The 11,108-nt window shown below is 68.8% G+C and carries 11 protein-coding genes; 9 read left to right on the plus strand and 2 right to left on the minus strand.

Annotated elements, in window-relative coordinates; translation table 11 throughout:
- Positions 1-18 precede the first annotated feature (18 nt).
- Genes AC1DSZ_RS19935 through AC1DSZ_RS19950 form a run of 4 tightly spaced genes read left to right on the plus strand, consistent with a single transcriptional unit; the run spans position 19 to position 4,148 of the window.
- A complete protein-coding gene (locus AC1DSZ_RS19935) occupies positions 19-621 on the plus strand; it encodes a TRAP transporter small permease subunit (RefSeq protein WP_476840093.1) in 603 nt (200 codons plus the stop codon).
- On the plus strand, positions 614-1,918 hold the full coding sequence (locus AC1DSZ_RS19940) for a TRAP transporter large permease (RefSeq protein ID WP_476840094.1): 1,305 nt from the start codon (positions 614-616) through the stop codon (positions 1,916-1,918). Before AC1DSZ_RS19935 ends, AC1DSZ_RS19940 begins: the two co-directional genes overlap by 8 nt.
- Before the next feature lie 5 nt (positions 1,919-1,923).
- Positions 1,924-2,643: an aspartate/glutamate racemase family protein gene (locus AC1DSZ_RS19945; RefSeq protein ID WP_476840095.1), complete on the plus strand. Its 720-nt coding sequence runs from the start codon at positions 1,924-1,926 to the stop codon at positions 2,641-2,643.
- Positions 2,640-4,148, plus strand: coding sequence for an amidohydrolase family protein (locus AC1DSZ_RS19950; protein ID WP_476840096.1), 1,509 nt, complete (start codon positions 2,640-2,642; stop codon positions 4,146-4,148). The genes AC1DSZ_RS19945 and AC1DSZ_RS19950 overlap by 4 nt, the downstream gene beginning before the upstream one ends.
- A gap of 25 nt (positions 4,149-4,173) precedes the next feature.
- Here the strand turns inward: AC1DSZ_RS19950 and AC1DSZ_RS19955 are convergent, their stop codons facing one another.
- Both AC1DSZ_RS19955 and AC1DSZ_RS19960 read right to left on the minus strand, forming a co-directional pair.
- Positions 4,174-4,896 carry a maleate cis-trans isomerase family protein gene (locus AC1DSZ_RS19955; protein ID WP_476840097.1) on the minus strand — a complete coding sequence of 241 codons (723 nt, stop codon included), beginning with the start codon at positions 4,894-4,896 and terminating at the stop codon, positions 4,174-4,176.
- Between the two features lie 26 nt (positions 4,897-4,922).
- A complete protein-coding gene (locus tag AC1DSZ_RS19960; protein WP_476840098.1) occupies positions 4,923-5,660 on the minus strand; it encodes a maleate cis-trans isomerase family protein in 738 nt (245 codons plus the stop codon).
- A gap of 233 nt (positions 5,661-5,893) precedes the next feature.
- Between AC1DSZ_RS19960 and AC1DSZ_RS19965 the strand changes: the two genes are divergently transcribed.
- The 5 genes from AC1DSZ_RS19965 (at position 5,894) to AC1DSZ_RS19985 (ending at position 11,020) form a co-directional block, all read left to right on the plus strand.
- A complete protein-coding gene (locus tag AC1DSZ_RS19965) occupies positions 5,894-6,943 on the plus strand; it encodes an ABC transporter substrate-binding protein (RefSeq protein WP_476840099.1) in 1,050 nt (349 codons plus the stop codon).
- Positions 6,944-6,969: 26 nt separating this feature from the next.
- Positions 6,970-8,049 (plus strand): ABC transporter ATP-binding protein, encoded by a 1,080-nt coding sequence (locus AC1DSZ_RS19970; RefSeq protein WP_476840100.1) that lies wholly within the window; start codon positions 6,970-6,972, stop codon positions 8,047-8,049.
- Positions 8,046-8,882, plus strand: coding sequence for an ABC transporter permease (locus AC1DSZ_RS19975; RefSeq protein ID WP_476840101.1), 837 nt, complete (start codon positions 8,046-8,048; stop codon positions 8,880-8,882). Before AC1DSZ_RS19970 ends, AC1DSZ_RS19975 begins: the two co-directional genes overlap by 4 nt.
- Entirely contained in the window at positions 8,879-9,679 is an 801-nt protein-coding gene (locus AC1DSZ_RS19980) for an ABC transporter permease (protein ID WP_476840102.1), read from the plus strand. Before AC1DSZ_RS19975 ends, AC1DSZ_RS19980 begins: the two co-directional genes overlap by 4 nt.
- Positions 9,680-9,886: 207 nt before the next feature.
- Positions 9,887-11,020 (plus strand): hypothetical protein, encoded by a 1,134-nt coding sequence (locus AC1DSZ_RS19985; protein WP_476840103.1) that lies wholly within the window; start codon positions 9,887-9,889, stop codon positions 11,018-11,020.
- Positions 11,021-11,108 lie beyond the last annotated feature (88 nt).

An 11,108-nucleotide genomic window follows, 5' to 3' on the forward strand; every position in this document is an offset into this window, starting at 1 on the left:
CCCGAGCAGGAGCAGACCATGGCCCCCGTCAATCCCATCAGCCGTGTCGTCGAGCCGGTCGCACGCGTCGTCGCGATCGTGTTCGGCTACACGATCCTGCTCTATTCGGTGGCGCTCTCGGTGGAGATCGTCGGGCGCAAGCTGTTCAACACATCGTTCAAAGGCATCGATGAGGTCGGCGGCTTCGTGCTGGCCATCTCGGCGGCCGTGGGCGCGTCCTACACGATGGCGATGCGCGGCCACACGCGCGTCGACGTGTTCCTGGTGCGCATGCCGAAAGCCGCGCAGCGCGTGCTGAACACGCTCGCGATGGTCAGCATGGCGGCGTTCGCGGCCTTCGCGGGCATCCGCAGCATTGCGGTGCTGCAGGAAACGCTGGAGTTCGGTTCCACGTCGTCGAACCTGCAACAGCCGCTGTGGATTCCGCAGGCGATGTGGGTGGTCGGCCTCGGCCTGTTCGGCGTGATCGCGACCGCCTACGCGGTCCACGCGGTCTGGCTGCTGGCGACCGGCGATCCCAGGCTGAACGCCTTCTATGGCCCGCTCACCGTTGATGACGAGCTCGAAAGCGAGCTGGCGTCTTTGGAGGCCCGCCAGGCCGAGGAGGTCGTCCGTGGCTGACCTTTGGGCCGCGGGCGTCGGCTTCGTTCTCCTGATCGTTCTGATGGGCCTTGGCCTGCACGTCGCGTTCGTGATGTTCGCGCTCAGCATCGCGGGCGCGGCCTTCTACCTCGGCGCGCCGATCGTGATGGAGTACGGCACGCAGAACTGGAGCTCGACCAACAACTTCGTGCTCGTCGCGGTGCCGCTCTTCGTGCTGCTCGGCGAGTTGCTGGTGCGCGGCGGCTTCACGGATCGCATGTATCGTTCGCTGTCGGACTGGCTGGCGCCATTGCCGGGCGGCCTCCTGCACAGCAACATCGGCGCGTCCGCGCTGTTTGCGGCCGTGTCGGGCTCCTCGGTCGCGACGGCGGCCACCATCGGCACCGTGGCGCTGCCGGCCTTCGACAAGCGCGGCTACGACCAGCGGATGGTGCTCGGCTCCATCGCGGCCGGCGCTACGCTGGGCATTCTCATCCCGCCCTCCATCAACATGATCATCTACGGGGCGATGACCAACACGTCGGTCGGCCGCCTCTACGCCGCCGGCGTCCTGCCCGGCCTCGTGCTCACGGCCCTGTTCATGGGTGTGATCGTGGTCGCGTGCCGGTGGAACCCGGCGCTCGCCGGGCCGCCCGAGCCTTCGGCCCCTCTGGCCGACAAGCTGCGCCGCCTCGTCGATCTCGCCCCGCCGCTGGTGGTGTTCGGCTTCGTGATGGGCTCGATCTACGCCGGCTGGGCGACGCCCACCGAATCCGCCGCGCTCGGCATCGTGGTGTCACTGGCGCTCTGCGCCGGCTATGGCAGGCTCAACCTGCGCATGCTGCACGAGAGCTTCCTGTCGACGCTGTCGATCACCGCCATGATCATGCTGATCGCCGCGGCGGCGTTCTACCTGAATTTCGTGATCGGCATCATGGGCATCCCCACGCTGCTGACCGCCTTCGTGAGCAGCCTGCATGCCTCGCCCGGTCAGATGATCCTGATCCTGCTGGTTTTCTACCTCATCCTCGGCTGCTTCCTGGACGCGCTCGCGATGGTGGTCGGCACAATCCCGATCGTGTTCCCGTTGATCGTGGCGCTGAAAATCGATCCGGTCTGGTTCGGAATCTTCCTGGTGATCATGGCCGAGCTGGCGCTGATCACCCCGCCGGTGGGCATGAACCTCTATGTGGTGCAGGGCATCCGCAAATCCGGCTCCATCACGGACGTGATCGTCGGCGTGCTGCCGTTCCTGTTCATGATGCTGCTGCTGGTGCTGCTGATCTGGCTCTGGCCGGCGCTGGCGCTCTGGCTGCCGTCGCGCGCGATGGGCTGAGGCCCATGCGGCTGCTGCTCGTCAACGGCAACACCACACAGGCGGTCACCGATGTGGTGTGCGCCGAAGCCCGCCGCGTCTGCGCGCCCGGAACCACGATCGAGGGCGCGACGGCGCGGTTCGGCGCCGAGATCGTCACGACGCACGCCGGAAACGCGGTCGCGGCGCATGCGGTGCTGGATCTCCTGGCCGAGCTGGCCGGGACCTACCACGCCGCAATCCTGGCGATCTCGTTCGACAGCGGTCTGGCGGCCGCCCGTGAGCTCTTCGGGGTTCCAGTCCTCGGCATCACCGAGACCGCGCTCCTGGCCGCCTGCGCGACGGCTCCCCGCGTCCGGATGATCACGTTCGGCGCCAGCGCGCTCCCACTCTACGAAGAGCTCCTTCGCATCTACGATCTGCGCGAGAGGGTCGACGAATTGCGCTGCATCGACATGAGCCCAGCCGCCTATCTGGGCGCCGCCGGCCGGGACGACGCCATTCTGGCCGAACTCGCCGCAATGCCGCAGGACGGCGCACCCGTGGTGCTCTGCGGCGCGGCCCTGGCGGGCGCCGCCGCACGGCTGCAGCCGCTCTCGCCGGCGCCGCTCTTCGACGGCGTCGCCTGCGCGGTGCGCGCCGCCGAACGCCTCGTCAAGGAGGCGCGTCGGTGGGAGCCGCCTTCTCCGGTTAGCACCAGCGGCTTGTCGCCCGCTCTCGCGCAGGCGTTCCGGAGCGTCCCATGATCGCGCCTACCCCCGCCCATCTCATCCGCGGCGCCGAAGTTTTTGCGCTCGCGAACGGAGTGATCTCGTCATCGCGAGCCGACATCCTCGTGGAATGCGGGCGCATCGCCGCGATCGGCCCCGATCTCGACCCGCCGCCGGGCGCCGTCGTGGTGGACGCGCGCGGCCGGCTCGCGATGCCGGGGCTGATCAACGCCCATTTCCATTCGCCCGGGAACCTGATGCGCGGCGCCGTGCCGGGCCTGCCGCTGGAAGTGTTCATGCTCTACGAGGTGCCGCCGCTCGCGGCCGTGGGCGACCAGAAGCGCCTCGCCTATCTGCGCACGATGCTGGGCGCGATCGAGATGGTGAAAACCGGCGTCACCGCCGTGATGGACGACGCCTTCCACGTGCCCATCGCGACCGCGGACGGCGTCGACGCCATATGCGAGGCCTATCGCGACATCGGCATGCGCGCGCGCGTGGCGATCGACCAGCCGAACGTGGTCGAATACGCCAAGTACCCGTTCCTGGAAGAGATCCTGCCCGCCGACATCAAGCGACGCATGGACGAGGCGCCGCGCCAGAGCGACGCCGAACTGCTGGACCTATACGCCCACCTGATCAGCGCCTGGGACGGCGCCGCCGACGGGCGCATCGGCGCCGCGCTGTCCTGCTCGGCCCCGCAGCGCGTGACGAAGCCCTATCTGCACGCCCTGGCGGGGCTCGCCGACAAGCACGCCCTGCCGTTCAACATGCACATCCTTGAAACCAAGCTGCAGCGGGTCTTCGGCGAGGAGCGCTACGGCTGCTCCCTCGTACGCTACGCCGCCGACGAGGGCGCGCTTGGCCGCCACGCCGTGGTGATCCACGGCGTCTGGATCGACGACGCCGACATGCGGCTGATCGCGGACGCCGGGGCGACCATCGCGCATAATCCGGTCTGCAATCTGCGCCTCGGCAGCGGCGTCGCGCCGTTCCGGGCCTGGCGCGACGCCGGCTGCCACGTCTGCATCGGCACCGACGAGATCATCGCGGATGACCGCGCCAATATCTGGGACGCCATCAAGGCCGCTGGCCTCGTCCATACGCTGGCGGACGCCGACTGGCGCACCTGGCCGACGGCGCCCGAGGTGCTGGAGGTCGCGCTCTCGGGCGGGGCCCGCGCGCTCGGCTGGAGCGAGATCGGCGCGCTGCGCGTCGGCGCCGCCGCCGACATCGTGCTGGTCGACATGGAGACCACCGCGTTCACGCCTCTGAACGATCTCGGCCGCCAGCTGGTCTATGCCGAGAACGGCTCCTCGGTGCGCGACGTCATGGTGGCGGGCTCCTGGATCCTGCGCGACGGTCGGCTGACCACCGTGGACGAGCGCGCTCTGCTGGCCGAAATTCGCGACCTGTCGCGCGCCTTCGGCCCCCAGCGCGAAGCCGCGAACGCCGCAGCGCGCGAACTCGAGCCGTTTTACCGCGAGATGGTTCTGCGCGCGCATGGCCGGAACGTCGGGATGCGACGTCGGCTCGACTGAAATCCGTGCGCCCCCAGGCTGAGGTTCAGCCGCGAGGCTGATCGAAAAGCCATCCCTTGCCGCGCAGTCGCGCACGGTCCAGCCCGCAGGCGTCGAGCGCTCCGACGAGGCTGAGCGCGACCGAATCGAGCACGGGGACCCCGAGGCGCGCCTCCCACCCGGCGACATGGGCCGCCCCCGCGAGATTGGTGCACAGCACCACGATGGCGTCCGGCCGCTCGGCCGCGACGGCGCCCACCATGCCGTCCAGCGCGGCGCCGTCCACGAGGCCGAAGCTGAAATTGTCCCGGATGCCAAGATGCCGTTCGGCGACGACCGAGACGCCCTCCCCGGCCAGCGTCGATCCAATGCGGGCCTGCACGTCCGCCGTATAGGGCGTCACGAGGCCAATCCGGGTCATTCCGTGGCGGCGGAGCGTGTCCATCAACGTCAGCACGCAGGTGGTGGCCTTCGTGGCGGTGCGCGCCTCGATCGACCGCACCAGGGCGCGATCACCCTCGAGCCCGGTCCAACTCGCGCTCGTGCCGTTCCAGGTGATGCAGTCGACCTTGGCGTGCGACAGCAACTCCGCCGCGGCGAGCATGGGCTCGGGATCAAACTGCCCCAAAGCCGTCCGGTCGAGCGCGATCTCGGTCACCCGGAACCGCGCGAAATGCAGCGACACGCCCTGGACGCCCGCCAGCAACGCGGCGCTCACCGGCTCCAGCACGGTGTTGGACGACGGCGTCAGCATGCCAAGGCGGATCATTCCGGTCTCCAGATCGTAAGGTCGCGTCACAGCGCGAAAATGCGCCCGAACCGCGCGAGCGGCTCCGTCGAGACGCCGGCGGCGCGCAGCAAGGCCCAGGCTCCCGCCGCGGTCGAGTCGATCACCGGCAGGCCTGTCTCCCGCTCGAGCAGCGGTACCACCTGAGCCCCGTGCAGGTTCGTGCAGAAAAACACGACGGCGTCGGCGCGGCTCCCGGCCAGCGCGCGCCGGGCGAGCGCCGCGATCTCGTCCGCCGCAAGCGCCCCGTAGGCGAGGTTGTCGGTGATCCCCGCGCAGGCTTCCCCGGCGATCGTGAAGCCTTTTCCGGCGAAGCCGGCCGCCGCCCGGGCGTGCACGGCGGGCACGTAGGGCGTCACGAGCGCTAGTCTGGATGCATGGAGGCGGCGCAGCAGGTCGAGCGTCGCCAGCGCGGAGGTCACGGCCGGCAGGCCCGTGCAGGCCGTGAGGCGCTCGCAGAGCTCGTGATCGACGTCGAAGCCGTAATCGCCGCCCTTGGAGCCGTTCCAGCAAAGGGCCGCGGGCGCCGCATGCGCGAGCAGCGTCGCGGCGGCCTCCATGGTTGGCCAGGAGTAAGGACCGGACGGCGACGCCTCTGCGGCGGTCGCGCCATGCACCGGAATGCGCGTGAACAACGGCACGACGCCCTCGAGCGCGGCGCAGAGGCCCTGCAGCACCTTCTCGACCGTGCGGTTGCCGGACGGCGTGATGGTGCCGACGGCGATCTCTCTCGTGCTCTGGGTCATTGCGCGAAACCTGACGCGCGCAGCAGCGCAGTTCAAGCCTGTTGTTCGGGCAGGCTGGGCAATCCGCAGGCAGCCGATCGCCCGGGAGGGCTGAACGCCGCCATGCCGGGCCAGCATCGGCGGCCATGGACGCCGCGAGCCCATGGCACGTGAGTTGCAAAGCTTGCTGGGCGTGGATCCCGGTCGCCGGTGTCTCCCGCAGCGCCGCCAACCCGCCACGACCGGAGACCCTCATGGCCGACCTGCTCTTGCCGCACATGAACCGCCGCAATTTCCTCGCCGGTTCGGCCGCACTTTCGGCTGGCCTCGCCGCCCCGGCGATCCTGCGGGCGCAGACCAAGGAGCTCGTCGTCGGCGCGGCCTCGAGCCAGAAGACGTGGTCCGAGGAGATCATGATCCCGGCTTTCGAGAAGAAGCATGGCGTGAAGGTCATCTTCGAGGGCACCCGCTCGCTGGTGAACCTGGAGAAGATGCAGAAGAACAAGGGCAGCCAGTACCTGTCCGTGGTCCAGATGGACGACCCCGTGATGATCATCGCGGTGGCGGAGGGCCTTCTCGACCCGATCACGGCCGCCCGGGTGCCGAACTCGGCGTCGCTGAAGCCGGGCGTGACCCACATGAACGGCATGTGGGTCAACTACCTCCAGCCCTGGGTCGGCATCGCCTACAACAAGGAGAAGGTGCCGACCGCCCCGACGAGCTGGACCGATGTGTTCGACCCCAAATACAAGGGCCGCATCATCCTGCCGTCGCTGCAGAACACCGAGGGCGTGCTGAACCTGTTCACGGCCGCCCAGCTCAAGACCGGCAAGCCGATGGCGGAAGCGCAGCTCGACCTCGACGCCGGCTTCGCCAAGATGGCCGAGCTCAAGCCCAACGTGCTGATGTCCTACACGCAGGAGGGCCAGGCCTATAACCTCCTCGAACAGGGCGAGGCCTACATGGTGATGGGCGCCATCTCGTCTGTCGCGCTGGCGCGCAAGTCCAAGGGCGCGCCCATCGAGCTCGCGGCTCCCCGCGAGGGCACCTTCTCGATGCCGTCCGGCATCGCGCTCGTGAAGGGCGGCCCACAGCCCGAGCTCGCCGCCGCCTATATCGACATGCTGCTGAGCCCGGAGATTCAGCAAAAGGTCACGCAGGCCACCTTCTCGCTGCCGACCAACGGCACGGTGGCTGCGCCGGCCGGCCTCGCCGACCTCAAGATCCACCCGGTCAACTGGGCCGAAGTCTCCAAGAACCGCGCCGCCTGGGTGTCCCGCTGGGATCGCGAACTGTCGCTTTGAAGCCATCCGGCGGGAGGGCTCCGACCGTGAGCGAACCGATGCTGCTCGACGTGCGCGGCGCCGAAAAGGCGTTCGGCGGGCAAGCCGTCCTGGACGGCGTCGACCTCGCCGTGCGCAAGGGCGAGTTCGTCTCGCTGCTGGGGCCTTCCGGCTGCGGCAAGACCACCCTCCTGCGCATCGTCGCCGGGCTGCTAGCGGCCGACCGCGGCCAAGTCTTGCTCGACGGCGCGGACATCACCGGAAAGCCCACGCACAAGCGTGGCGTCGGAGTGGTGTTCCAGAGCTACGCGCTGTTTCCCCACCTCTCGGTGAGCGACAACGTGGCATTCGGCCTGCGTGCGCAGGGCCACCCGGCCGCCAGCATCGGCCCGACGGTGACGCGGTTCCTCGATCTCGTGCACCTCGGCGCCATGGCGTCCCGGTCCGTGCGCGGGTTGTCGGGCGGGCAGCAGCAACGCGTCGCCGTCGCGCGCGCGCTCGCGGTCGCCCCGAAGCTGCTGCTGCTCGACGAGCCGTTCTCGGCGCTGGATCGCAAGCTGCGCGAGACCATGCAGATCGAGCTGAAGCACCTCCTGCGCGAGATCGGCATCACCACCATTCTGGTGACGCACGATCAGGAAGAAGCGCTCGTGATGTCCGACCGCATCGCGGTGATGAACAAGGGCGCGATCGAGCAATTCGCCGCGCCGGGCGACATCTACCACCGGCCGCGCACCCCGTTCGCGCTCGGCTTCGTCGGCCATTCCACGCGCCTCGACGGCGCGGCGCGCGACACCCACGCGGGCGTGCTGGCGGTCGACACCGCGGCCGGGCCGGTGCGCGCGCCGGGCAGCTTCGTGCCGGGCTCGCCGGTGCTGCTGGCCGTGCGCCCGGAGAGGATCTCGATCGGCGCGGGGCCAGCCGACCCCGCCCTCAACACCATCCGGGCGACGCTGTCGGACATCGTCTTCCAGGGATCCAAGGTTCACCTGCATCTGGCCGCCCCCGGCGGCGCGCCCGTTCTGGTGGAAACGAACCGCGTTCCCGACGGCCTCGCGATCGGCGACGAAACGGCGTTGAACTGGCCCGTCGCCGACACGCTGCTCTTCCCGAGGGAAACCGCATGAAGGCGCGGCGCGCCCTCGACCCCGTGCTGCTGCTGGCCGCGCCTGCGCTTGCCTACATGGCGCTCGTGTTCGCCCTGCCGGTGCTCATCCTCATCATCAGCAGCTTCAAGGGCCCGGCCGGCCCGACCACGGCCGCCTACACGGCGTTTCTGTCCGACGCCTTCAACTGGCGCGTGATCGGCAACACCCTGCGGGTCGCCGCCCTCACCTCCCTTGTCTGCCTCGTGCTCGGCTACCCCACCGCGGTCGCGCTGGCGCGTTCAAGAGGCGCCGTGCAGGCCGGGCTGCTGATCGCCATCATCCTGCCGCTCTCGGTGGGCGTCATCGTCAAGGCCTTCGCGTGGCAGATCGTGCTGCGGCGCGACGGGATCGTTTCCGCCGTGCTGGTCGCCACGGGCGTGTGGGATGCGCCGCAGCTCATGCTCTTCACCGAGCCCGGCCTCGTGATCGGCGCCGCGAACGTCTTCCTGCCCTTCATGATCCTGCCGATCTATTCGGTGCTGAAGCTGATTGACCCGAACCTCCAGGCCAGCGCGGCGACGCTCGGCGCGCCGCCGCTCTACCGGTTCTTCAAGCTCGCTCTGCCCATGGCGATGCCGGGGATCATCTCGGGCGCGGCGATCGTGTTTTCGCTCTCGGCCGCCATGTACGTCATCCCGACGCTGTTGATCGGCGACCGTTTCCAGACGCTCGCGACGCTGACGGCCCGGGCCTTCCTGCTGATGCGCAACGAACAGCTCGGCTCCACAACGGCCACCATCCTGCTGGTGCTGGCCGTCAGCATCGTCATGCTCAGCGCCCGCCTGGTGCGGGCCGCCGGAGATAGCCGATGACGGCGACCGAGAGGCTCGCGAACCTCCTCGTCTGGCTGGTCGCCGGCGCGACCGCGGTCTTCCTGCTCACCCCGCTGGTCGTCACCGTGCTGGTGTCCTTTGGCTCAAGCGCGATCTTCACGCTGCCGCCGCCGAGCTGGTCGCTGCGCTGGTATCAGCGGCTTCTCGTGATCCGCGACCTCCTGCCCGCGCTCTCCACCTCGGTGCAGATCGCCGCAATCTCGACCGTGACGTCGCTGACGCTCGGCGGCCTCGCCGCAATCGCGCTCGCGCGGACGAGGTTTCCGGGGCGGGACGGCGTCGTCGCCTACCTCACCTCCCCGCTGATGCTGCCGGGCCTCGTGATCGGCATCGCGCTGCTGCAGGGTTTTCGGGCCGTGGGGCTCAAGGACGTCTGGGGCAGCCTGCTGCTGGCCCACATCGTCGTCACCATGCCGTATGCGGTGCGGACGCTGTATTCGGCCCTTGGCCTGTTCGACTTCACGCTGATCGACGCGGCCCGCACGCTCGGCTGCTCGCCCGCGACCGCGATCCTGCGCGTGCTCCTCCCCAACCTCGCGCCGGCCTTCATCACCTCCGCGATCTTCGCGTTCCTGGCCTCCATGGACAATTACGCGGTGTCGATCTTCTTCACCAACGCCTGGACCAAGACGCTCCCGATCCAGATGCTCAACCTCGCCGAGGAACAGCCCGATCCCACCATCGCGGCGATCTCAACCCTGCTGATCGCGCTCGTCCTGGCGCTGCTGGTGCTCCTGGAGCGCGTCATCGGCCTGCGCCGCATCACCGAGATCTGAAAGCTCAGGGACGTCCGGCGACGGCTCCGTTCAGCCGCGCGGGGTCCGTAAGGACACGGACTGCCTTATCTACGGATGCCGTCTGGGGAATAAGGGCCTAGATCCTTGGTCGCCGGGCGGCTGAGGCGTCCCCTCGAGACCTTCGATTGCTTCGGTCCTGCCAAAATCCCCCGAATCGCGCCGGCAGGGCGCAGCATGGAGGCCGAAATGGCCAAGACCGCACGCCGCGTCATCGCGACCGTAGCGGCGACGTTCGCCGCACCCGCAATCGCCGAAGCTCACGTCAAATGGTTCGCGCCCTATATCGTCGGGGCCGCCCCGCGCCCCGTCTCGGCGACCCTGCAAGACGTCTGGTTCTGGACTGCAATCGTCCTCGTCACCGTGTTCTTCGCCGCCGCCCGCGCCATCGAGCGTACGCCATTCGGCGCCGCCATACTATCCGGCCTCGACCGGGTCTTCGACCCGCTCTGGTCCCGCGCCGATGACTTCATGCGCGTCACCACGGGCGCGTTTTTCGTGGCGATTTTCGCGGTCGGCGGCGTTTATCTCACGCCTGACCTCAAGACGCCCGCCGAGTGGGTCTCGTGGGCTCAACTCCTGATCGCCGCCGGCATCTTCTCCCGCAAGACCATGCCGATCTCGGCCGCCGGCATCGTGGGGCTCTGGGCGCTGGCGCTGCGGGATTACGACCTGTTTCACCTGCTGGACTACCTGGCCCTGGGCCTCGCCGTGGCGGCCTACCTGGTGCTGGACGCTTCGGACCGGGAAGAATGGCGCAAGCATCGCTTCGAGGTGCTGCGGTGGGGCGTCGCCATCGCGCTGATGTGGTCGAGCCTTGAGAAGTTCGCCTACCCGGAGTGGTTCTACCCCCTCGTGGCCGAGAAGCCGTTTCTCACATTCGGCATCCCGCGCGACGCATTCATTCCCATGGCTGGCGTCGCCGAGTTCACGCTGGGCTTCGCGTTCCTCTGGACGCCGCTGGTGCGCCGGCTCTCTGCAATCTCGTTGTTCGTAATCTTCAACGCGGCGGTCTACCCCTTCGGCCGCATCGACATGGTCGGCCACGCGCTCATCATGGCCATCATCGTGCTCATCGCGGCCGACCATACGAGGGAAGTGCACTTCGCACCTGCGTTGAAACGCCGGGTCGTCGCCATCCCGGCGACCCTGGCGGCCGCTCTCGTGGTGTTCGTCGCCGGCTACTGGGGCTCCCACATCGCGCTTTATGGACCCACCGGTCGGACCGGGACGCCCGCGATGACAACGACGCACACTCACGATCCCGAGCGTCCCCACATGGGGCCCGGCGCCCAGATGGAGAGCGGCGTGAAGCTGCAATAATCCCAGGGCGCGCGCTGGCGGTCGCTCAGCCCCCGGCTGAGAGCCGCCGCGCGCCCTGGCGCATCGACCTTGGCCATCTAGTCGATCA

The organism is Alsobacter sp. P4_H11 (assembly GCF_056400925.1).

Coding starts and splice junctions, on each gene's coding strand:
- AC1DSZ_RS19975 (WP_476840101.1), top strand. CDS start 8,046: ATGAAGGCGCGGCGCGCCCTCGACCCCGTGCTGCTGCTGGCCGCGCCT.
- AC1DSZ_RS19960 (WP_476840098.1), bottom strand. CDS start 5,660: ATGACCCAGAGCACGAGAGAGATCGCCGTCGGCACCATCACGCCGTCC.
- AC1DSZ_RS19965 (WP_476840099.1), top strand. CDS start 5,894: ATGGCCGACCTGCTCTTGCCGCACATGAACCGCCGCAATTTCCTCGCC.
- AC1DSZ_RS19985 (WP_476840103.1), top strand. CDS start 9,887: ATGGCCAAGACCGCACGCCGCGTCATCGCGACCGTAGCGGCGACGTTC.
- AC1DSZ_RS19950 (WP_476840096.1), top strand. CDS start 2,640: ATGATCGCGCCTACCCCCGCCCATCTCATCCGCGGCGCCGAAGTTTTT.
- AC1DSZ_RS19945 (WP_476840095.1), top strand. CDS start 1,924: ATGCGGCTGCTGCTCGTCAACGGCAACACCACACAGGCGGTCACCGAT.
- AC1DSZ_RS19955 (WP_476840097.1), bottom strand. CDS start 4,896: ATGATCCGCCTTGGCATGCTGACGCCGTCGTCCAACACCGTGCTGGAG.
- AC1DSZ_RS19935 (WP_476840093.1), top strand. CDS start 19: ATGGCCCCCGTCAATCCCATCAGCCGTGTCGTCGAGCCGGTCGCACGC.
- AC1DSZ_RS19980 (WP_476840102.1), top strand. CDS start 8,879: ATGACGGCGACCGAGAGGCTCGCGAACCTCCTCGTCTGGCTGGTCGCC.